General features: G+C 58.4%; 17 protein-coding genes. 6 read left to right on the top strand and 11 right to left on the bottom strand.

The genetic code is table 11. The annotated features are described in order from the left end of the window. Nucleotides 1–53 precede the first annotated feature (53 nt). Entirely contained in the window at nt 54–602 is a 549-nt protein-coding gene (gene mepK, locus AC2CGQ_RS11075; protein ID WP_004928217.1) for a peptidoglycan L,D-endopeptidase MepK, read from the top strand. 64 nt (nt 603–666) lie between these two features. Continuing rightward, on the top strand, nt 667–1,314 hold the full coding sequence (locus tag AC2CGQ_RS11070; RefSeq protein ID WP_015377338.1) for an MBL fold metallo-hydrolase: 648 nt from the start codon (nt 667–669) through the stop codon (nt 1,312–1,314). Nucleotides 1,315–1,390: 76 nt separating this feature from the next. Here the strand turns inward: AC2CGQ_RS11070 and AC2CGQ_RS11065 are convergent, their stop codons facing one another. From AC2CGQ_RS11065 to AC2CGQ_RS11045, 5 genes are all read right to left on the bottom strand, one after another. After that, nucleotides 1,391–2,581, bottom strand: coding sequence for an amino acid aminotransferase (locus tag AC2CGQ_RS11065; RefSeq protein ID WP_015377339.1), 1,191 nt, complete (start codon nt 2,579–2,581; stop codon nt 1,391–1,393). Between the two features lie 245 nt (nt 2,582–2,826). Next, complete coding sequence (ompC, locus tag AC2CGQ_RS11060) at nt 2,827–3,954, bottom strand: porin OmpC (RefSeq protein ID WP_015377340.1); 1,128 nt, start codon at nt 3,952–3,954, stop codon at nt 2,827–2,829. A 301-nt stretch (nt 3,955–4,255) separates the two neighbouring features. Continuing rightward, a complete protein-coding gene (asnS, locus tag AC2CGQ_RS11055; protein WP_015377341.1) occupies nt 4,256–5,656 on the bottom strand; it encodes an asparagine--tRNA ligase in 1,401 nt (466 codons plus the stop codon). Between the two features lie 215 nt (nt 5,657–5,871). Next, entirely contained in the window at nt 5,872–7,077 is a 1,206-nt protein-coding gene (gene pncB / locus AC2CGQ_RS11050) for a nicotinate phosphoribosyltransferase (protein ID WP_004928202.1), read from the bottom strand. 255 nt (nt 7,078–7,332) lie between these two features. Beyond that, nucleotides 7,333–9,033 (bottom strand): GGDEF domain-containing protein, encoded by a 1,701-nt coding sequence (locus tag AC2CGQ_RS11045; RefSeq protein ID WP_041922208.1) that lies wholly within the window; start codon nt 9,031–9,033, stop codon nt 7,333–7,335. 337 nt (nt 9,034–9,370) lie between these two features. Between AC2CGQ_RS11045 and pepN the strand changes: the two genes are divergently transcribed. Next, nucleotides 9,371–11,989 (top strand): aminopeptidase N, encoded by a 2,619-nt coding sequence (gene pepN / locus AC2CGQ_RS11040; protein ID WP_021504323.1) that lies wholly within the window; start codon nt 9,371–9,373, stop codon nt 11,987–11,989. Between the two features lie 55 nt (nt 11,990–12,044). Here pepN and ssuB read toward each other — a convergent pair whose 3' ends face one another. The 5 genes from ssuB to ssuE are packed head-to-tail and all read right to left on the bottom strand — an operon-like array spanning nt 12,045 to nt 16,357. Next, a complete protein-coding gene (ssuB, locus tag AC2CGQ_RS11035; protein ID WP_015377344.1) occupies nt 12,045–12,818 on the bottom strand; it encodes an aliphatic sulfonates ABC transporter ATP-binding protein in 774 nt (257 codons plus the stop codon). After that, on the bottom strand, nt 12,815–13,609 hold the full coding sequence (gene ssuC / locus AC2CGQ_RS11030) for an aliphatic sulfonate ABC transporter permease SsuC (protein WP_015377345.1): 795 nt from the start codon (nt 13,607–13,609) through the stop codon (nt 12,815–12,817). Before ssuC ends, ssuB begins: the two co-directional genes overlap by 4 nt. A gap of 11 nt (nt 13,610–13,620) precedes the next feature. Next, nucleotides 13,621–14,769 carry an FMNH2-dependent alkanesulfonate monooxygenase gene (gene ssuD, locus AC2CGQ_RS11025; protein WP_015377346.1) on the bottom strand — a complete coding sequence of 383 codons (1,149 nt, stop codon included), beginning with the start codon at nt 14,767–14,769 and terminating at the stop codon, nt 13,621–13,623. Between the two features lie 19 nt (nt 14,770–14,788). Next, nucleotides 14,789–15,754, bottom strand: coding sequence for a sulfonate ABC transporter substrate-binding protein (locus AC2CGQ_RS11020; protein ID WP_088381439.1), 966 nt, complete (start codon nt 15,752–15,754; stop codon nt 14,789–14,791). A gap of 24 nt (nt 15,755–15,778) precedes the next feature. Next, complete coding sequence (gene ssuE, locus AC2CGQ_RS11015) at nt 15,779–16,357, bottom strand: NADPH-dependent FMN reductase (RefSeq protein WP_004928176.1); 579 nt, start codon at nt 16,355–16,357, stop codon at nt 15,779–15,781. Nucleotides 16,358–16,615: 258 nt separating this feature from the next. On the opposite strand from ssuE, the gene pyrD reads away from it, so the two are divergent. Both pyrD and AC2CGQ_RS11005 read left to right on the top strand, forming a co-directional pair. Next, nucleotides 16,616–17,626 carry a quinone-dependent dihydroorotate dehydrogenase gene (pyrD, locus tag AC2CGQ_RS11010; RefSeq protein WP_015377348.1) on the top strand — a complete coding sequence of 337 codons (1,011 nt, stop codon included), beginning with the start codon at nt 16,616–16,618 and terminating at the stop codon, nt 17,624–17,626. Nucleotides 17,627–17,802: 176 nt separating this feature from the next. Then, the gene (locus AC2CGQ_RS11005) at nt 17,803–18,351 is read left to right on the top strand and encodes a cell division protein ZapC (RefSeq protein ID WP_004928171.1); all 549 of its coding nucleotides are present in this window, start codon (nt 17,803–17,805) and stop codon (nt 18,349–18,351) included. 6 nt (nt 18,352–18,357) lie between these two features. On the opposite strand, the gene AC2CGQ_RS11000 is transcribed toward AC2CGQ_RS11005, so the two are convergent. Next, entirely contained in the window at nt 18,358–19,461 is a 1,104-nt protein-coding gene (locus AC2CGQ_RS11000; RefSeq protein ID WP_021504320.1) for a YcbX family protein, read from the bottom strand. Nucleotides 19,462–19,564: 103 nt separating this feature from the next. On the opposite strand from AC2CGQ_RS11000, the gene rlmKL reads away from it, so the two are divergent. Next, nucleotides 19,565–21,691, top strand: a complete 2,127-nt coding sequence (gene rlmKL / locus AC2CGQ_RS10995; protein WP_031299849.1) for a bifunctional 23S rRNA (guanine(2069)-N(7))-methyltransferase RlmK/23S rRNA (guanine(2445)-N(2))-methyltransferase RlmL — start codon at nt 19,565–19,567, stop codon at nt 21,689–21,691. Nucleotides 21,692–21,696: the final 5 nt, after the last annotated feature.

Raw genomic sequence — 21,696 nt, 5'->3', positions numbered from 1 at the left:
AGTGCGCTGCTTTGTGCATTTATTTTGACATTCTTGCCGGGTTTAACAGAGTCATGGACAAAATTGATCATCATCGCCGTAAATGGCTGGCGCTAGGTGGCGCCGCTATGGGCATAGCGCTGCTTCCAGGGCAGGCATTTGCCAGTCTTTCCACCGCTCGACCGCGTATTTTAGTGCTGAATAACCTGAATACCGGTGAATCTATTAAAGCCGAGTTCTTTGACGGCAAAGGCTACAATAAAGAAGAGTTGGTTCGGCTAAATCATCTGTTCCGCGATTATCGCGCCAACAAGGTCAAATCGATCGATCCCAGCTTGTTTGATCACCTCTATCGCCTGCAGGGGCTGCTGGGTACCAGCAAGCCGGTGCAGCTGATCTCCGGTTACCGTTCCGTAGATACCAATAACGAATTGCGCGCGCACAGCCGTGGTGTGGCCAAGCACAGCTACCATACCAAGGGCCAGGCGATGGATTTCCATATTGAAGGTATCCAATTGAGTAATATCCGTAAAGCGGCGTTAAAAATGCGCGCTGGTGGTGTAGGATATTACCCACGTAGCAACTTCGTGCACATCGATACCGGCCCGGTTCGGAGCTGGTAATCGCGGTGCCCTCAGTGAATAACGCCGCTCCTTGCGGAGGCGGTGTTATTGTCGTTGGAGCCTTATGAAATACCATCTTATTCCCGTTACCGCCTTTAGCCAGAATTGCAGCCTGATCTGGTGTGAAAACACGCAGCAGGCGGCGTTGGTCGATCCCGGCGGCGAAGCGGAAAAAATCAAAGCGGAAGTGGCGAAACAGGGTGTGACAATCACGCAGATTTTGCTGACGCACGGCCATTTGGATCACGTCGGTGCGGCGGCGGAGCTGGCGGAACATTATCAGGTGCCGATTTACGGCCCGGATAAAGAGGACGCTTTTTGGCTGGATGGTTTGCCGGCGCAGAGCCGGATGTTCGGGCTGGAAGAGTGTGCGCCGCTGACCCCGACCCGCTGGCTGTCGGAAGGCGATGAGATGCAGGTGGGTGAGATGACGCTCAAGGTGTTGCATTGCCCTGGGCACACACCGGGCCACATCGTCTTTATCAATGAGCAGGCGCGTTTGGCGCTGGTGGGTGACGTGCTGTTTAACGGCGGCGTGGGGCGCAGCGACTTCCCGCGCGGTGATCATCAGGCGCTGATCGCCTCTATTCGCACCAAGCTGCTGCCATTGGGCGACGATATGCGCTTTATTCCCGGCCACGGCCCGATGTCGACCTTTGGCCACGAGCGCCAGACCAATCCGTTCCTGCGCGAAGAGCCGGCGGTGTGGTAACGATTATTTCCCGGCCGAAATAATCAAGGGCGCATAGAGCGCCCTTTTTTTATGATTTATGACCTGCGTCGATGCTTTAGAGCACGGCGACGATGGCTTCACACAGCGGTGCCATGTTGTCCGGCGTCATGCCGGCCACGTTCACCCGGCCCGAGTTTACGGCGTATACGCCGAACTCTTCACGCAGACGCAGCACCTGTTCTTTGGTCAGGCCGCTGAATGAGAACATGCCGTTCTGCTGGATGATAAAGCTGAAGTCCTGTTGTGCGCCTTTCTCCTGCAGGGTGTTCACGAACAGCTGACGCATGCGGTGAATGCGCTGGCGCATGTCGGTCAGCTCCTGCTCCCACATCGCGCGCAGGGCGTCGTTGCCCAGAATGGTGGCGACAACGGCCGCGCCGTGCGACGGCGGGTTAGAGTAGTTGGCACGAATGGCCGCTTTCACCTGGCTGAAGGCGCGATCGGCGGTTTCGGCATCGGCAGCTACAAGGGTGCAAGCGCCGACGCGCTCATTGTACAGGCCGAAGTTTTTCGAGTAGGAGCTGGCGACGATCAGCTCTTGATGTTTGGCGGCGAAAATACGCAGGCCCTGCGCATCCTCTTCCAGACCGTTGGCGAAGCCCTGGTAGGCGAAGTCGAACAGCGGCAGCCAGCCATTGGCGGCGGAAAGCTCAGCCAGCTGTGCCCACTGTTCCGCCGTTGGATCGATACCGGTCGGGTTATGGCAGCAGCCGTGGAACAGCACGACATCACCGGCCTGAGCCTGTTTCAGGCTGTTCAGCAGGCCGTCAAAATCCAGCGCGTGGTTGGCAGCGTCGTAGTAGGCGTACTCCAGCACTTCCAGGCCAACGGCGCTAAAGACGTTCTTGTGGTTCGGCCAGCTTGGGTTGCTGATCCAGATGCGCTTGGCGCTGGTCTGGTTGGCGATAAAGTCTGCCGCTACGCGCAAGCCGCCGGTGCCGCCTGGCGTCTGTGCGGTGCGTGCGCGACGATCGGTGACGATCGGGCTCTCTTTACCGAACAGCAGCTCTTGCGTGCAGCTGGCAAACGCCGGGATGCCTTCAATGCCGAGATAGTTTTTGGTGGTCTCGTTTTCCAGCAGATACTGTTCAGCTTTTTTTACGCTGGTCAGCACCGGGGTTTTGCCGGTTTCATCTTTATAAACGCCAATGCCTAAATTGATTTTATTCGGGCGGGCGTCGGCGCGGAAAATGTCGGTCAGGCCCAGGATCGGGTCGGCGGGTGCGGCGGTGATTTTTTCAAACATGTCAGGTGCTTCCAAATCTCGGAGTTAAGCAGACAGAAGCATCAGGGTAGCGCCAGTTATCGGCTTTGCCAACCGTTTGCGATAAAAACACCGCGATCTTGTGAACGGGAAGGATTCGACAGAAAAAATGAGGGATAAGGGGAAATCTGCAGGATAAAACGTTACCGGCAGACACAAATAAAAACAGGGCCGAAGCCCTGTTTTTTTAACTTAGCCGACGGTAAACCGCCGTTAAGCGAGACAACTTAGAACTGGTATACCAGACCAACAGCTACGATATCGTCGGTAGCGGTGCCGGTTGCTTTGGTGAACTCGTTGTCATCCAGCAGGTTGATTTTGTAATCAACGTAGGTGGACATGTTCTTGTTGAAGTAATAGGTGGTACCAACAGAAACATATTTAACCAGATCCTGGTCAGAACCCACGCCTGGGACGTTCAGGTTTTTACCTTTAGATTGCAGGTAAGACACTTCTGGACGCAGACCGAAGTCGAACTGGTACTGAGCAGTCACTTCGAAGTTCTGAGTTTTGCTCGCGAAGCCGCCGCACTTGTCATCGGTAGCTGCACAGCCTGCACCGAAGTTACCGCCGCCGAACGGAGTCATGTTACGGGTTTCTGCGTACATCGCCGCCAGGTAAACGTTGTTGGCGTCGTATTTCGCGCCCACGGTCCATGCGTCAGCCTTGTCGCCACGCTCGTTGGAACGCAGTTTTTGGTCGTCGGTACGGTTAGAAGATGCGTATGCAGCGCCGAAGCTTACGCCTTCGCCGATGTCATAAGTAGAGGAGATGCCCCAGCCGTCGCCGTTTTGTTTCTTGACGTTACGGCCGTCGTTCTGGTTTTTGCCCTGGTACTGAACGGCGAAGTTCAGACCGTCAACCAGACCGAAGAAGTTGTTGTTACGATAGGTCGCAACGCCGTTGGTACGGCCGGTCATGAAGTTGTCGGTGTAGGTGTAAGTATCGCCACCGAACTCTGGCAGCATATCGGTCCAGCCTTCCACGTCGTACAGTACGCCGTAGTTACGGCCGTAGTCGAAGGAGCCGTAGTCAGCGAATTTCAGACCCGCGAAGCCCAGACGGGTTTTGGTGCCTTCGGTGCCCTGAGATTCGGAGTGGTTAGCCTGGACGTTGTATTCCCACTGGCCGTAACCGGTCAGTTGGTCAGTAATCTGAGTTTCACCTTTGAAGCCGAAACGAACATAGGTCTGATCGCCGTCATTACCTTTGTCGTCGGAGAAGTAGTGCAGACCGTCAACTTTGCCGTACAGATCCAGCTTGTTGCCGTCTTTGTTGTAGATTTCAGCTGCGTTTGCTGCACCAGCAGCCAACAGAGCCGGGATAACCACTGCAAGAATGTTGCGCTTCATCATTATTACCCTCATTGGTGTTATTCGGACACCTTTGCCACTGCCGCCAATAATTCCTTGGGAACTATTGTTGATAGATTGGTGTCGTCCTGTGTCTGAACGCAGTGTTCCATTCACAGGCGGGTTAATCTAGGACGAAAATGATACCAATGTCGCAATGAGGTTGCAAAAGGAAAGTATGTGTAACCAAATGTAATTTTTCGGGAACTTTGTGACGTGCGTCAATATTAAAAAATGCGAAAGGCCAGCGAGGCTGGCCTTTGTTTTGTAACGAAATCGTTTAAAAAACGTGTGATCGTATAAATTAGAAGCTTGCGTTACGTGGGGTGCGTGGGAACGGGATCACATCGCGCACGTTTTGCACGCCGGTGACATAGGCGATTAAACGTTCAAAGCCCAGGCCGAAACCGGAATGCGGCACGGTGCCGTAACGACGCAGATCGCGATACCACCAGTAGTCTTCCTTATTCAGGCCCATCTCTTCCAGACGCTGATCGAGTACGTCGAGACGTTCTTCACGCTGAGAGCCCCCGATGATTTCACCGATGCCCGGCGCCAGCACGTCCATGGCCGCGACGGTTTTGCCGTCTTCGTTCATGCGCATATAGAACGCTTTGATGTCTTTCGGGTAGTTTTTCACCACTACCGGCGCCTGGAAGTGTTTCTCCGCCAGATAACGCTCATGTTCGGAAGAGAGATCGATACCCCAGGAGACCGGGTTTTCGAAGGTTTGGCCAGAGGCCAGCAGGATCTCAATGGCGTCGGTGTAGTCTACCTGGGCGAAATCGGAAGAGACGAAGCGCTCCAGACGCGCGATAGCGTCTTTATCCACGCGCTCGGCGAAGAATTTCAGATCGTCTGCGCGTTCATCCAGCACAGCCTGGAACACATACTTCAGCATGCTTTCGGCCAGGCCGGCGACATCGTCCAGCGTCGCGAAGGCCACTTCCGGCTCGATCATCCAGAATTCCGCCAGGTGGCGGCTGGTGTTTGAGTTTTCGGCGCGGAAGGTTGGGCCGAAGGTGTATACCTTGGACAGCGCACAGGCGTAGGTTTCGCCGTTCAGCTGGCCGGAAACGGTGAGGAAGGCTTCCTTACCGAAGAAATCCTGGCTGAAATCGACGGCGCCCTTGTCGGTGCGCGGCAGGTTTTCCAGATCCAGCGTGGAGACGCGGAACATCTCGCCGGCGCCTTCGGTGTCGGAGGCGGTGATCAGCGGGGTAGATACCCAGAAATAGCCATTTTCATGGAAGAAGCGGTGGATCGCCTGCGCCAGGGTATGACGCACGCGCGCCACGGCGCCGATCAGGTTGGTGCGCGGGCGCAGGTGGGCCACTTCGCGCAGGTATTCGATGCTGTGACGTTTGGCCGCCATCGGGTAAGTATCCGGATCGTCGACCCAGCCGACCACTTTGATCGCGGTGGCCTGCAGCTCGAAGCTCTGGCCTTCGCCCGGTGAGGCGACGACCTTGCCGGTAACTTCAACCGAACAGCCGGTGGTCAGGTGCAGCACTTCATCTTGATAATTCGGCAGAGAATTATTAACGACGGCCTGTAACGGATCAAAGCAGGAACCGTCATAGACGGCCAGGAAGGAGATACCAGCTTTTGAATCTCTCCGGGTACGTACCCAGCCGCGTACGGTGACTTCACTGTCAACCGCAGCACGACCTTGCAGTACGTCGACTACAGGCACTACGCTCATAGATTTCTCTCTTTAATAATTTGGTTTAGAAATAGCTTACAACCCAAGAATATGGGGGTAATGGCTATGTTACTTGCCGCGGTGCAGAGCACAAGCAGAAATCATCGGATTGGCGCAACATTTATCGCGGCTGACTGAAAAGAGGGCGTTCGGGATAAAAACAAAAAAGCCGGCGCGTGAACCGGGCCGGCTTTCTCTCTTTATATAAAGAAGGCTCAGCTGGCTTTCTTCACCAGCGGCAGATCGAAGGCCTTGCGCAGAGCCCTGACGAACGCCTGGTCCTGGCAGATGGTCTTGCCGGGGCTGTCGGAGAGTTTGGCCACCGGCTTGCCTTTGCACTCGACCAGCTTGATCACGATATTTAACGGCTTAACGCCGGGAATATCGCAGGTCAGGCGCGTGCCGATGCCGAAGCCGAGATTAATGCGCTGATAGAAATGGCGATAGAGCGCCAGCGCTTTTTCCAGATCCAGATTGTCCGAGAACACCAGCGTTTTGCTCAGTGGGTCGATGCCCAGTTTCTGATAGTGGGCAATGGCCTTTTCACCCCACTCGACGGGATCGCCCGAATCGTGGCGAAGCCCCTGATAACGCTCGGCGAACTGCGGGCCGAAGTCGCGCAGGAAGGCATCCATGGTGATGCAGTCGGTGAGCGCGATGCCAAGCTGGTCCGGATATTCATCCAGCCAGGCCTGCAATGCGGCGCGCTGGCTGTTGGCCAGCACCGGGCTTATCTGCTGATGCGCCTGGAACCACTCATGCGCCTGCGTGCCGACCGGCGCCAGACCCAGCTGGTGCGCCAGATCGTAATTGCTGGTGCCCGACAGGTACGGGAATTCGGCCTGCAAGGTGCTGACGATAGCCTGTTGCACGCCCTGAGAGAAACGGCGGCGGGTGCCGAAGTCCATCAACTTGAAGCGCGAAAGATCCAGATCGCCCGCCAACGTCTTGAACTGCGCCAGCTTGGTTTGCAGATGCGCCACCGCCTGTTCCGGCGTCGCCAGCGGCGAGCGCCGGCGGTGCACCACTTCGCTGATCACCGCCAGCAATGGGACTTCCCACATGATCACTTCACGCCAGGGGCCGGCGATGCGGATTTGCAGCTTGCCGTCGCGGTTGTCGATGGTGACCTGCTGCGGATCGTAGCGGAACGTTCGCAGCCAGTTCAGGTAATCTTGACGGAAGAAGGGCAGGCCCGAAAGATAAGCGAATTCGGCGTCGGTTAGCGCCAGCCGGCTCATCAGCGCCACCTGCGCGCGGATCTCGTCGGCATATTCGCCCAGCAGTTCGTCGCCGCGGCAGCGGAATTCCGCCGCCACGCTGATCGCGGGATAGCGATGGAACACTGCTTGCTGCATATGAAGCTTATAAGCATCGGTATCAAGCAGTGATGTCAAAATCGGGGAAGCGTATTGAGTCATAGCGCGTTACAGCATCCTCGTCAGGCGCGTGTCCAAATCCGGATAATCATAAAAGTGGGGGTGGAGTATACCCGGATTATCCTGTTATTGAAGCTGCATCACACCATAAATCACCGAAGCGGGTCGAGGATTAAACGTGCCTTTATGGCAGCCGGATAGCGGCGGAGAGGAAAAAAAGCCAGATATGCCTGTAAGGTGAATGACTTAGCCTAATTAGTCATAAAAATTATAATGTTAATTATTTTAAACAGCGAATCAGATAAAGCCGGCCTGGGTATGCACGCTGACCCGATCCTTGCCGTTCTTTTTGCAAAAGTAGAGCGCTTCGTCCGCCTGTTTGATCGCCGCCTGCAGCGCGGTGAACGCGCTGACTGGCGCAATGCCGCAGCTGGTGGTGAAACGCACTTGCCGTCCGTCGGCCAGATTTAGCGTCAGGCGATGAGTACGGGCGCGCAATTGCTCCATGATGTCCCGCGCGTTGTCCAACGAACAGTTGCCCAGCAGCACCGCGAACTCTTCGCCGCCATAGCGGCAGAAGATGTCGCTGGCGCGGAACGCGCGTTGCAGCAGGTGGCCGAAGGCCACCAGCGCCCGGTCACCCACGTCGTGGCCGTAGCTGTCGTTGAGTTGTTTGAAATTGTCGATGTCGATCAGGCAAAAGGCCTGCGGGTAGCTGGCGTTGCCCAGCAGTTGACATTCAAGGAAGAATTTACGGCGGTTGTAGATATTGGTAAGCGGATCGAGGAAGGAAGAGGCCTCGAGCTCTTTAATCAGCAGTTGTTTCTCGCTCTCAAGCGAGACCTTGTCCAGCTGGTATTGCCTGAGCTGCTGAATGGCGTCGCTGATGGCGATCAATTCCTGGCTGTAGAAGGCGTCGTTGCGATCGATATTCATCTCACCGCGCGACAGCCGCACGATATTGTTGTGGGTCTTGGTCAGCCAGCGGTTGATGCTGGTGCAGAACACCAACGCCGGCAAAATGAACAGCAAAACCACCAGGCCGGCCAGCGCGATCATGCCGTAAATGGTCGTCTGGCTATCGTAAATCTTGTGGCGCGAAGCGACGGTTTCCAGCTCGAAGCTGCGTTGATACAGCGCCTGCGAAAGCCCGCTCAGCTCGTCGACATAGCGCGAAATAAGCGCTGCGGGATAGGGTTTTTGGGTATTGATGGCGGTGTATAACCCATCGGTGATCTGCTTGAGACGTTCGGCCGACACTAGGGTGAGCAACTGATTGACGAGCTCGGTGGTTTGCACGTCGTCGTAGTTGATCTTCATGAAGATCAATCGGGTGCTCAGCGCGTTCAGCACGCCGGTTAGCTGAATGGACTTCAGATAGGCGTCTTTGCGAACGAGCTGGCTGACGTTGACGTCGATAATCTGATCGCTTAATTCCGTCAATGACATATTTAGCCGGTTATTGAGGCGGATGGCCTCGAGAAACATAAAGGAGTCGGTATCCACCATCCGGGTATCGTAGGTGTAGCGGTAATAACTCTTGCTGGTTTGCGAGATGTAATAGGCGCTGTTGATGTTGAACAGATTGGCGTTGGTGTTATTGACCTGCGAAAGCTGCAGGTTGTCATTATCCAGCAGCTGTTCCATCAAAGCGATCATCGACAGCGCGGCGATTTTTTGCTGAACCCCAAGCTGTCTGGCGACCTCATCGTCCAGATGTTCGCGGATCCGGGTGATTCTCTCACGCGCCACCCGATCGGCGGCCAAACATTGCGCACGGGTGATTTGCGGATCGATCAGGCTCAATCGTTTGAGGCGATGAGCCAGCAACGCAGCCTGAAAAGCTTCGGAAATTTCTTTGGCGCGATCAATTTTGTACAGGTTTAGCTGGTTGTCGCGGTAGTCGGTATGGGCTTCGAGCAGCTCATCGACGATGAACAGAGAGAAAGAAGTCATCAGGCACAGGGTGAAAAAATAGATTGCGTATTTAATCTTCATAATGCGAGCCATCCCTGAACCTGATGCCGCAATTATACCACCATGCCGCCGGTGTCGCCTCAACTATGCCGGCGCGCCGCGATGGCGGTTTTTTAGCAGTAAATGCTGATTTTTATTTGGCCATTGGTCACCCGCACTGCCGCCTGCCGGGCGATTTATGATTTGCCTCTGATTTCTCTCTCCTGGTCGCCCTGCGGCTCTGGGCTTTTCGGCCAGCTGTGATACAGTTTATTCACAATTCAGGCTCACCGCGCGCCGCAGGGGAACATACCGGCTGCGGTACGAAGGAGAAGAGCAGCCTGGCACCTATAACTCACTGAGACGTTTAAGGGTTTTTATGACACAACAGCCACAGGCAAAATACCGCCACGATTATCGCGCGCCCGATTACACCACGACCGATATCGATTTGGACTTCAGTCTGGACGCGGAAACCACGCGCGTGACCGCCGTCAGTAAAATCAAACGTCAGGGGGCGGCCGGTGCACCGCTGGTGCTGGATGGCGAAGATTTGACGCTGGTGAGCATTCAGGTGGACGGCCAACCGTGGAGCGCCTACCGTCAGCAGGATAACCAGCTGATCATCGAAGAGTTGCCGGCACAATTCACTCTTACCATTGTCAACGATATTCACCCGGCGAAGAACACCGCGCTGGAAGGGCTGTACCTGTCCGGCGATGCGCTGTGCACGCAATGCGAAGCCGAAGGCTTCCACCACATTACTTATTACCAGGATCGCCCGGACGTGCTGGCGCGCTTTACCACCCGCATCGTGGCCGACAAGACGCGCTATCCGTTCCTGCTGTCGAACGGCAACCGCATCGGCCAGGGCGAATTGGCCGATGGCCGCCACTGGGTGCAATGGCAGGATCCGTTCCCGAAACCTTGCTACCTGTTCGCGCTGGTGGCGGGGGATTTCGACGTGCTGCGCGACAGCTTCACCACCCGTTCCGGCCGTAAGGTCGCACTGGAGCTGTTCGTCGATCGCGGCAACCTGGATCGCGCCGACTGGGCGATGACTTCGTTGAAGAACTCGATGAAGTGGGACGAGACCCGCTTCGGCCTGGAATATGATCTCGACATTTATATGATTGTGGCGGTCGATTTCTTCAATATGGGCGCGATGGAGAACAAAGGGTTAAATATCTTTAACTCCAAATATGTGCTAGCGAAGGCGGAAACCGCGACCGACAAGGATTACCTGAACATCGAAGCGGTGATCGGCCACGAATACTTCCACAACTGGACCGGTAACCGCGTGACCTGCCGCGACTGGTTCCAGCTCAGTCTGAAAGAGGGGCTGACGGTGTTCCGCGATCAGGAATTCAGTTCCGATCTGGGATCGCGTTCGGTCAACCGCATCGACAATGTGCGCGTGATGCGCGGCGCGCAGTTTGCCGAAGACGCCAGCCCGATGGCGCACGCCATCCGCCCGGACAAAGTCATCGAGATGAACAACTTCTACACCCTCACGGTGTATGAAAAGGGTTCCGAGGTGATCCGCATGATGCATACCCTGTTGGGGGAGGAGAACTTCCAGAAAGGGATGCAGCTCTATTTCGAACGCCACGACGGCAGCGCCGCTACCTGCGACGATTTCGTGCAGGCGATGGAGGATGCGTCTAACGTCGATCTGTCGCGCTTCCGCCGTTGGTATAGCCAGTCCGGCACGCCGCTGTTGACGGTGCGCGACGAGTACGATGCGGAAACTCAGCAATATCGCCTGCATGTCAGCCAGAAAACTGCGCCGACCGCCGATCAGCCGGAGAAGTTGCCGCTGCATATTCCGCTGGATATCGAACTGTACGACAGCGAAGGCAATGTCATTCCATTGCAAAAAGGCGGCCTGCCGGTCAACAACGTGCTGAACGTCACCGAAGCGGAGCAGACCTTCGTGTTCGACGGCGTGGCGCACAAGCCGGTACCGTCGCTGCTGCGCGAATTCTCCGCGCCGGTGAAACTGGACTATCCGTACAGCGATCAGCAACTGACCTTCCTGATGCAGCACGCACGCAATGAATTTGCACGTTGGGATGCGGCACAGAGCCTGCTGGCGACCTATATCAAGCTGAACGTGGCGCGGCACCAGCAGAAGCAGCCACTGTCGCTGCCGCTGCACGTGGCCGATGCGTTCCGTGCGGTGCTGCTGGACGAAAAACTGGATCCGGCGCTGGCGGCGCAGATCCTGACGCTGCCGTCGGAGAACGAAATCGCCGAGCTGTTCGCCACTATCGATCCGGAAGCGATCGCCGCGGTGCACGAAGCGATCGTACGCTGCCTGGCGCGGGAGTTGGCCGAAGAGTGGCTGGCGGTGTATCACGCCAACAAGACCGACGGCTACCGCGTGGAGCATGCCGAGATCGCCAAGCGCGCCTTGCGCAATGTGTGCCTGGGCTATCTGGCGTTCGGCGAAGATGAGGCGCTGGCGGACCAGCTGGTGAACGAACAGTATCGCCAGGCGGACAACATGACCGACTCGCTGGCGGCGCTGTCTGCCGCGGTCGCGGCCCAGCTGCCGTGCCGCGATGCGCTGCTGGCGGCGTTCGACGAGCGCTGGCATCAGGATGGCCTGGTGATGGACAAATGGTTCGTGCTGCAGGGCGGCAGCCCGGCGGCAGACGTGTTGAGCAAGGTGCGCGCGCTGTTGCAACACCGCTCGTTCAGCCTGAGCAACCCGAACCGCACCCGTTCGCTGATCGGCGGCTTCGCTTCCGGCAACCCGGCGGCGTTCCATGCCGCGGACGGCAGCGGCTATCAGTTCCTGGTGGAGATCCTCAGCGATCTCAACCAGCGCAACCCGCAGATCGCCGCGCGCCTGATCGAACCGCTGATTCGCCTGAAGCGTTACGATGCCGGCCGCCAGGCGCTGATGCGTAAGGCGCTGGAACAGCTGAAAGGGTTGGAAAACCTGTCCGGCGATCTGTACGAGAAGATCAGCAAGGCGCTCGACGCCTGATTTTTTCGCGCTAGAGACATCAAGGGACGGCCTGGGCCGTCCCTTTTTCATTCATTCAATTCGCCGCCCGGCGCGCGGCGTCCGTCGCGGCAGGCGGCGATAACACCCGTTCCAGCACTTCGGCCTCCAGTTCCGCCAGCCTGGCCGAGCCTTTGCGGCGCGGCCGCGGCAGATCGATGCTCAGATCCAGCCCGATATGCCCCTCTTCAATCAGGATCACCCGATCCGCCAGCGCGATGGCTTCGCTGACGTCATGTGTGACCAGCAGTACGGTAAAACCGTGTTGTAGCCACAGCGTCTCTATCAGACCTTGCATCTCGATGCGCGTCAGGGCATCCAGCGCCCCGAGCGGTTCGTCCAGCAGCAGCAGGCGGGGGCGGTGGATCAGCGCGCGCGCCAGGGCGACCCGCTGTTTTTGTCCGCCGGACAGCGCCGCCGGCCAATCGCGGGCGCGATCCGCCAAACCGACCGCTTCCAGGGCTTGCAACGCCGCGTCGCGCCACTGGCCGCGCAGCCCCAGACCCACGTTATCGATCACCGTTTTCCATGGCAGCAGGCGCGCATCCTGAAACATCAACCGGGTATCCTCTTTAGCGGCGGCGAGCGGCGCGTTGCCGCTGAGCAAAGCGCCGCTGCTGGCCTGTTCCAGGCCGGCCAACAGGCGCAGCAGGGTGCTCTTGCCGCAGCCGCTGCGGCCAACCACCGCCACGAACTGCCCGGCGGAAATGCGCAGCTGAATATTGTCCAGCACCGTGCGGTTGCCGTAACGTTTGCCGATAGACTCCAGCGTCACCGGCGTGCCTTGCGCAAGGCGAGCGGGAAGGGTCATAGCGCTTCTCCCTGTTTCAGTTGATAGGCCGGATGCCAGCGCAACCAGACGCGCTCCAGCAGCTGCGCGCCCACGTCCGCCAGCTTGCCGAGCAGGGCGTACAGCACGATCGCCACCACCACCACGTCGGTTTGCAGAAATTCACGCGCGTTCATCGCCAGGTAGCCGATGCCCGAATTGGCCGAGATGGTTTCGGCGACGATCAGCGTCAGCCACATGAAGCCGAGAGCGAAACGCACGCCGACCATAATCGACGGCAGCGCGCCCGGCAGCACCACCTGTGTAAACAGGCGAAAACCGCTCAGGCCGTAGCTGCGGGCCATCTCCAACAGGCCGCGATCGATGTTTTTGATGCCGTGATAGGTATTGAGATAAATCGGGAACAGCGTACCGAGCGCCACCAGAAAGATCTTGGCGGATTCATCGATGCCGAACCACAGGATCACCAACGGGATCAGCGCCAGATGCGGCACGTTGCGGATCATTTGCACCGAGCTGTCCAGCAGGCGTTCGCCCCAGCGCGACAGCCCGGTAATAAAGCCGAGTATCAGTCCGATGCTGCCGCCGATGGCGAAGCCTAACAACGCGCGCTGGCTGCTGATGCTCAGGTGCTGCCACAGTTCGCCGCTTTGGCTCAGGCGCCAGAAGGCGGCCAGCACCGCACTCGGCGCCGGCAAAATGCGGTTGGACAGCCAGCCGGTTTCGACGGCGATTTGCCAGATGATCACCAGCGCCAGCGGCAGCGTCCAGGGGGCCAGCCGATACAGGATGCGTTGTACGTTATTTGCCATCGGGGCGCTCCTCAGCTCTGCGATACTTTTTGCGGAACATAGATGTTGGCCACCACTTCGCCCTGCGGACGCACCGGCTGAAGGCGAGCGGGCGTTTCCTCCTGCGCTAGATCGAGGTGCGGGAACAGCAGTTCGCCGACGCGGTAGGCCTCTTCCAGATGCGGATAGCCGGAGAGAATAAAGGTGTCGATGCCCAGATCGGCATATTCCTGCATGCGCGCCGCGACCGTCGGGCCATCGCCCACCAGCGCGGTGCCGGCGCCGCCGCGCACCAGGCCGATGCCGGCCCACAGGTTCGGGCTGATCTCCAGGTTATCCTTTTTGCCGCCGTGCAGCGCCGCCATGCGCCGTTGGCCGACGGAGTCGAAGCGCGCAAAGGCCTGCTGCGCGTTGGCGATGGTTTCCTCATCGAGGTGGGCGATCAGCCGGTCAGCGGCGCGCCAGGCTTCTTCGGTGGTTTCCCGCACGATGACGTGCAGCCGGATGCCGAAACGCACCTGGCGGCCTTTCGCCGCCGCTTTGGCGCGCACCTCTTCGATCTTCGCCTTAACCTGCGCCGGCGGCTCTCCCCAGGTGAGATACATTTCTACCTGCTCGGCGGCCAGATCCTGCGCGGCGGCGGAGGATCCGCCGAAATAGAGCGGCGGGCGCGGCTGTTGCACCGGCGGGAACAGCAGTTTGGCGCCTTTCACCTGAATATGCTTGCCGTGGAAATCGACGGTTTCCCCTTCCAGCACCCGGCGCCAGATGTGGGTGAACTCGGTTGAGGCTTCGTAGCGTTCTTCATGGCTAAGGTGCAGCCCCTCGGCCGCCAGCTCTTCCGGATCGCCGCCGGTGACCAGATTGAACAGCGCGCGCCCGTTGGACAGGCGATCCAGCGTCGCCGCCTGGCGCGCCGCCAGCGTAGGGGAGATGATGCCCGGCCGCAGCGCGACCAAAAATTTCAGCCGCTGGGTGACCGGGATCAGCGAGGCGGCCACCAGCCAGGAGTCTTCGCAGGAGCGGCCGGTGGGGATCAGCACGCCGCCGAATCCCAGCCGATCCGCCGCCTGGGCGATCTGCTGCAAGTAACCGTGATCGACGCTGCGCGCCCCTTGTGCGCTGCCAAGATAGTGGCCGTCGCCGTGGGTGGGTAAAAACCAGAAAACGTTCAGGCTCATCGTCAATGCTCTCCCGTATTTATTGCGCGCTAGGGCGCCAGATGCGTTGCGAGATGTCGACCTTCACCGGCACCAGCCGGTTGGTGTAAAACAGGTCGGCGGTTTGCTGCTGCGCGGCGATGGTATGCGCATCGAGCGGTGTGATGGCGGTCGGGGGGCGGTGATCCAGATAGCTGGCGATCACCGGTTCCGGCAGCCCCATGGCGTTGGCCAGCAAGGTCACGCTTTGCGCCCGGTCGCTGCGGGTGAGCGCATCGGCCTGGGTCAGCACCGTCAGGATCTGGCTGATAAAGGCGCCGTTGGCTTCGACATAAGGGCGCGCCGCCAGATAGAAGGAGCCGGTCTGGTTCAGATCGGTGCCGTCGCCGAGCACCCGCACGCCGCCCTGCAGCAGCGCGGCGGAATAATAAGGATCCCAGATCGCCCAGGCATCGACGTTGCCCTGTTGGAATGCGGCGCGCGCATCGGCGGGCGTCAGATAGGCGGGCTGGATATCCGTAAATTTCAGTCCGGCTTTTTGCAGCGATCGCAGCAGCAGGTTATGTGAGCTGGATCCTTTCTGGAACGCGACCTTATGGTCTTTCAGATCTGCGACGGTTTTGATCGGGCTGTTTTCCGGCACCAGGATCACTTCCGCCTTCGGTTTGGGCGGCTCAACGCCGACATACAGCAGATCGGCCCCGGCGGCCTGCGCGAAGATCGGCGGAATATCGCCGGTGCTGCCCAGATCGATGCTGCCGACGTTCAGGGCCTCCAGCATTTGCGGGCCGGCGGGAAACTCGATCCAACTGATGCGGGTGGCGGGGAAACGTTCCTCCAGCAGCCGGTGGCTCTTCGCCAGCACCAGACTGACCGATCCTTTTTGGTAGCCGATGCGGAACTGCGCCGGATCCTGAGCGACGGCGGCGTTGGCCCAAACCAGCGACAGCAGGCCGGTGAAGGCGGCGGCGCTCAGCCAACGCCGCAAAGCAATGCGTTGTTTCATTCAGGCTCTCCTTTTCCAGGCGTTTCAGGCGGTTTGACGCGCCGCCAGTGGCGAGGCGACGCGCAGCGCCGGCGGTTTGCGGCGGCCAAGTGCCAGATAGAAACTGGCCAGTGCCTCTTCCAGCCGGGCGGCCACGGCGTCGGTGAGCGTGGCGCCTTCGTCGGTCAGCTGGATCTGGCTGTCGTCGGCGAACACGCCGTGCAGCACCTCTTGCGCTTTCAGCGCCGCCAGTACCGGTTTCAACGCATAGTCCACCGCCAGCATGTGGCCGATCGAACCACCGGTCGCCAGCGGCAACACCACCTTATGATCCAGAGCGCGTTCCGGCAGCAGATCCAGCAGGGTTTTCAGCGCGCCGGAGAACGACGCTTTATAAACCGGCGTGGAAATCAGCAGGCCGTCGGCCTGCGCCAGCTGCTCGGCAAACGCCTTGATCGCCGGACTGTTGAAGTTGGCGTACAGCAGATCTTCGGCGTCAAAGTCGTGCAGGGTATAGGCCGTCACTTCCACCCCTTGCTGCCGCAGCCAGTTCTGACTCAGCGAGAGCAGCGCGGCGGAACGTGATGGGATGCGTGGGCTACCGGCCAGTGATATAACGCGCATTGCCACTCCTTATAACTAAAAGTTAGGTTTAATTAGAAAATCAATAGGAAGTGTTTTAAACCTACCAGCAACCCGGCGCGTTTTTTAAATCTCATTTTTTGATTTGGATATGCGCAAAAGCGGATTAGCGCCGATTTGGCGGTGAAGAGGGAAAACGATTGCGTAAAAACGGCTTTTTTTGCCTTTAATCAATTCCAATTAGGCGGGGGATACCGGATAATACGCCCCCGGTTTGCAACCGGGAAATCAGGAGAGTCCATGTACTACCCCCTCATCAGGAAAGCGTTGTTCCAGCTCGATCCGGAGCGCGCGCACGAAGTGACCTTTCGTCAGCTCAGCCGTATTACCGGCACCCCATTAGCGTTTCTTGTCCGTCAGTCCGTGCCGACCAAACCGGTCAACTGCATGGGGCTGTCGTTTAAAAACCCGCTGGGATTGGCCGCCGGTCTGGATAAAAACGGCGAATGCATCGATGCGTTCGGCGCGATGGGCTTCGGCCATGTGGAAGTCGGCACCGTGACGCCGCGTCCGCAACCGGGCAACGACAAGCCGCGCTTGTTCCGCGTGGTTGAGGCGGAAGGCCTGATTAACCGCATGGGGTTCAATAACCATGGCGTGGACAATCTGGTTGAAAACGTTAAGAAATCCCATTTCGGCGGCATTCTTGGGATCAATATCGGCAAGAATAAAGACACGCCGGTCGAGCAGGGCAAAGACGATTATTTGATCTGCATGGATAAAGTTTATCCGTATGCCGGATATATCGCGATTAACATCTCTTCACCGAATACGCCGGGGTTACGATCCTTACAGTATGGCGAAGCGCTGGACGATCTTTTGGCTGCGATTAAAAATAAGCAGCAGGAATTACATGCGCGTCATCACAAATATGTGCCGGTGGCGGTAAAGATCGCGCCGGATCTTTCAGAAGAAGAATTGATCCAAATTGCCGATAGCCTGGTGCGGCATAATATCGATGGCGTGATCGCCACCAATACCACGTTGGATCGAAAATTGATCCAGGGGTTGAATTACTGCGAACAAGCGGGCGGGTTAAGCGGGCGTCCGTTGCAATCACGCAGCACCGAAGTTATCCGTCGTCTCTCCACCGAACTGCAGGGGCGCCTGCCGATTATTGGCGTAGGCGGCATCGATTCGCTGACGGCGGCGCGCGAAAAAATGGAGGCCGGCGCGAGCCTGCTGCAAATTTATTCCGGATTTATCTATCACGGCCCGCGTTTGATTAAAGATATCGTTACCCATATCTAATATTTTTCCTCTCATTTTATTCCGGGGGTTTATTTCTGCCCCCGGCTCGTCTATATTTTGTTCGTTAGCTTAAATATCGTTCGCGGAATTATCCGATGTTTAAGCGATTTCATCGGTGATAAAATCGCCTTTTAGGGTGAGTGCGGCGTTGGCATAGGCAGCGAGAAGGATACGAAATGAAGATAAAACCTGACGATAATTGGCGTTGGTATTTTGATGCCGAACACGATCGGCTAATGCTGGATTTAGCTAATGGTATGATCTTTCGTTCACGTTTCCCGGCCAAAATGTTAACGCCGGACGCCTTTGATGAATGTGCTTTTTGCGTGGATGACGCCGCCCTTTATTTCACCTATGAAGAACAGTGCAAGCAGGTCAAGCTTAGCCATGAACAGCGCGCCGAGCTGGTGCTGAATGCGCTGGTCGCCTATCGCTTCCTGAAACCGCTGATGCCAAAGAGCTGGCATTTCTCGCAGCAGCATTACCCGCTGCAGCCGAAAAACGGCGAGCTGGCGGCGGTGAAAGTGATGGAGAGCGGCGCGGAAGCGCGCTTGCTGGTGGTGGAGGCCGGGGATAACGCCAGCCTGTGCCTGCTGGCGCAAAATCAGCTGACGGTCGCCGGCCGTACCATGGTCTTGGGCGACGCCATCAAGGTGATGCACGATCGGCTGAAGCCCTGCGCACAGGATGAAAGCGCCGCCCCGGCTTACGACAGGGCGGTATAAGGCGGTTTACGCCAGGGTCAAATCACTTTTCGGGATGCAGCTGCAGCACAGGATGGTGCCGTTGTCGCCCAGCGCGCTTTTCTTCAGGGGCGCGACTTCACCGTTCAGCAACGTAATGCGGCAACTGCCGCAAATCCCGGCGCGGCAGGAGTAAGGTACGCGGATGCCTTGCTGTTCCAACTGTTCGAGCAAGATCTGCTGGTTGTTGCCGGTAAACACCTTTCCTTCATATTCGATCGTGACGCTGTGCGCGCTGTCTTGCGGCGCCTGCACGCTCTCCACCACTTTGCCTGCGCCATAAGGGCGCGGCGGCTTGGTCGACAGCACTTCCACCGTATCGCCCACGCGGATGATGCCGCTGTTGCGGGCGATCATATTCTGGCCGAAATCGATATCGCCGTTGTCGGCGGAGCGGAATTTTTGCAGCGTGCTGAGCGGTTCGCCGCTCGGGTGCTTGCGGCCGCGCTCGGTGCTGACGGTGGTGAGCACGCAGCGGCTGCAGGGTTTCACCAGATCGAACATCACGTCGCCGACGCGGATCACCTGCCAGCCGTCCTCGGCCCAGGCGGTGGCGCCACTCACCACCAGATTGGGGCGGAACTGCTCCAGCTTGATGCTGCCAGGGCAACGCTGCTGCAGATCGTTAAACGAAGCCTGGTTAATCAGCAGATAAGGATAGCCGTCGGCAAACGTCAGTGGGATTTCGGGGTGCTTCTTCACCCGGCGGGTCAGCTCCGGCCCCAGCCAGCGCAGCTGTACGTCGCGCTGGAAATAGCCGCTCAGCCAGCGGTTGATCTCATCCGGCGCGGTCAGCGCGGTGAAATGGTTGCCCCACACCTCGGTCGGCTGCGGCGCGGCGGCGAAGTCGCTGAAGCGAATGGCGGCGCTTTCGCCGTCCGGCGCGGTCAGGAATAGCCCGTCCGGCAACAGCGCCGGCGTGAACAGCACCATCTGCGGGTATTGGCGCGCGGTAATAAAGGTGCCGTCCGGCTCGGTGATCATAAAGTTGCGGTCGAAGGCCAGACCGCTGCTGCCGACCTGGGCGTAGGAAAGCTGCAGGCCGCGCAGTGATTTAACCGGATGGACGTAGAGTCTGGAAAGCGTGATCACCCTTATCTCCGTGCGATGATTAAATAGAAGGGAGCAACTTTATGACAAGCGGTGCGGATTAGCTATAATGCGCAACAATTTTCTTTTTGGTGATAAGTACGATATGAACTCTCTGTTTGCCAGCACGGCGCGTGGATTGGAAGAACTGTTAAAAAGCGAGCTGGAAGCGCTTGGCGCTCACGACTGCAAAGTGGTGCAGGGCGGGGTACATTTTCAGGGTGACGATCGTCTTCTGTACCAAAGCCTGCTGTGGAGCCGCCTGGCTTCGCGCATTCTGTTGCCGCTGAACGAATTCCGCGTGCACAGCGATCTGGATCTGTACCTCGGGGTGCAGGCGATCGACTGGCCGAGCATTTTTGGCGTGGATAAAACCTTTGCCGTGCATTTCAGCGGCGTGAACGAAGAGATCCGCAACAGCCAGTATGGCGCGCTGAAGGTGAAAGACGCCATCGTTGACAGCTTCACCCGTAAGCTCGACCAACGCCCGACGGTTGCCAAACAGCAGCCGGACATTCGCGTTAACGTCTTCCTGCAGCGCGATATGGCCAGCGTGGCGCTCGATCTGAGCGGCGAAGGCCTGCACCAGCGCGGCTACCGCGATCTCACCGGCCAGGCGCCGCTGAAGGAAAACCTGGCGGCCGCCATCGTGTTGCGTTCCGGCTGGCAGCCGGGCACGCCGATGCTTGATCCGATGTGCGGCTCCGGCACGCTGTTGATCGAAGCGGCGATGATCGCCGCCGATCGCGCGCCGGGTCTGCACCGTCAACACTGGGGCTTCAGCGCCTGGAATGGCCACAACGCCGAACTGTGGCGTGAAGTCACCACCGAAGCGCAGGTGCGCGCGCGTCGCGGCCTGCAGGAAACCGCCTCTCGCTTCTTCGGCTCCGATATCGATCGCCGGGTGATTGAGATGGCGCGCGGCAACGCCCGCCGCGCCGGCGTCGCCGAGCTGATCACCTTCAACGTCGGCGACGTCGCGCGCTTGACCAACCCGCTGCCGGAAGGCCCGCACGGCACGGTGATCAGCAACCCGCCTTACGGCGAGCGTCTGGAAAGCGAACCGGCGCTGATCGCGCTGCACAACATGCTGGGGCGCGTGATGAAAAACGCCTTCGGCGGCTGGCAGCTTTCGCTGTTCAGTGCCTCGCCGGAGCTGTTGAGCTGCCTGCAGCTGCGCGCCGAGCGCCAGTTCAAGGCGAAGAACGGCCCGCTGGAGTGCGTGCAGAAAAACTATCAGCTGGCGGCAAGCCCGGCCGGTAGCGCCACCGGCGGCGTGCAGGTGGCGGAAGATTTCGCCAACCGTCTGCGCAAGAATTTGAAGAAGCTCGACAAGTGGGCGAAGCAACAAGGCATTGAATGCTACCGCCTGTACGACGCCGATCTGCCAGAATACAACGTCGCGGTGGACCGTTACGGCAGCAAGGTGGTGGTGCAGGAGTATGCGCCGCCGAAAACCGTCGATGCGCAGAAGGCGCGTCAGCGCCTGTTCGATGTGATCAACGCGACGCTGGCGGTGCTGGAATTGCCGTCGAATCAGCTGATCCTGAAAACCCGCGAGCGCCAGAAGGGCAAAAATCAGTACGAGAAACTGGCGCAGAAGGGCGAGTTCCTGCTGGTGGAAGAGTATAACGCCAAGCTGTGGGTCAACCTGACCGACTATCTCGATACCGGCCTGTTCCTCGATCACCGCATCGCGCGCCGTATGCTGGGCGAGATGAGCAATGGCAAGGACTTCCTCAACCTGTTCGCCTATACCGGCACCGCCAGCGTGCACGCCGGGCTGGGCGGCGCGCGCAGCACCACCACGGTGGACATGTCGCGCACCTACCTGGAATGGGCGGAGAAGAACCTGCGCGCCAACGGCCTGACCGGCCGTCAGCATCGGCTGATCCAGGCCGATTGCCTGTCTTGGCTGAGCAACGCCAATGAACAGTTCGACGTGATCTTCATCGATCCGCCGACGTTCTCCAACTCCAAGCGGATGGAGAACACCTTTGACGTGCAGCGCGATCATCTGGCGCTGATGAAAGATTTGAAACGGTTGCTGCGCCGCAACGGGACCATCATGTTCTCGAACAACAAGCGCGGTTTCCAAATGGATATGGCAGGGCTGAGCGCGTTGGGTCTGGAGGCGAAAGAGATCACCGCCAAGACGCTGTCGCAGGATTTTGCCCGTAACCGTCAGATCCACAACTGCTGGCTGGTGACTCACGCCGGCGAAGGAAAATAATTACT

The organism is Serratia sp. DFXYC6 (assembly GCF_057196085.1).
This window is presented reverse-complemented; position numbering and strand designations above follow the sequence as displayed.

Coding starts and splice junctions, on each gene's coding strand:
- rlmKL (WP_031299849.1), top strand. CDS start 19,565: ATGAACTCTCTGTTTGCCAGCACGGCGCGTGGATTGGAAGAACTGTTA.
- AC2CGQ_RS11070 (WP_015377338.1), top strand. CDS start 667: ATGAAATACCATCTTATTCCCGTTACCGCCTTTAGCCAGAATTGCAGC.
- ompC (WP_015377340.1), bottom strand. CDS start 3,954: ATGATGAAGCGCAACATTCTTGCAGTGGTTATCCCGGCTCTGTTGGCT.
- pyrD (WP_015377348.1), top strand. CDS start 16,616: ATGTACTACCCCCTCATCAGGAAAGCGTTGTTCCAGCTCGATCCGGAG.
- AC2CGQ_RS11045 (WP_041922208.1), bottom strand. CDS start 9,033: ATGAAGATTAAATACGCAATCTATTTTTTCACCCTGTGCCTGATGACT.
- ssuE (WP_004928176.1), bottom strand. CDS start 16,357: ATGCGCGTTATATCACTGGCCGGTAGCCCACGCATCCCATCACGTTCC.
- ssuB (WP_015377344.1), bottom strand. CDS start 12,818: ATGACCCTTCCCGCTCGCCTTGCGCAAGGCACGCCGGTGACGCTGGAG.
- asnS (WP_015377341.1), bottom strand. CDS start 5,656: ATGAGCGTAGTGCCTGTAGTCGACGTACTGCAAGGTCGTGCTGCGGTT.
- AC2CGQ_RS11020 (WP_088381439.1), bottom strand. CDS start 15,754: ATGAAACAACGCATTGCTTTGCGGCGTTGGCTGAGCGCCGCCGCCTTC.
- pncB (WP_004928202.1), bottom strand. CDS start 7,077: ATGACTCAATACGCTTCCCCGATTTTGACATCACTGCTTGATACCGAT.
- mepK (WP_004928217.1), top strand. CDS start 54: ATGGACAAAATTGATCATCATCGCCGTAAATGGCTGGCGCTAGGTGGC.
- AC2CGQ_RS11065 (WP_015377339.1), bottom strand. CDS start 2,581: ATGTTTGAAAAAATCACCGCCGCACCCGCCGACCCGATCCTGGGCCTG.
- ssuC (WP_015377345.1), bottom strand. CDS start 13,609: ATGGCAAATAACGTACAACGCATCCTGTATCGGCTGGCCCCCTGGACG.
- pepN (WP_021504323.1), top strand. CDS start 9,371: ATGACACAACAGCCACAGGCAAAATACCGCCACGATTATCGCGCGCCC.
- AC2CGQ_RS11005 (WP_004928171.1), top strand. CDS start 17,803: ATGAAGATAAAACCTGACGATAATTGGCGTTGGTATTTTGATGCCGAA.
- ssuD (WP_015377346.1), bottom strand. CDS start 14,769: ATGAGCCTGAACGTTTTCTGGTTTTTACCCACCCACGGCGACGGCCAC.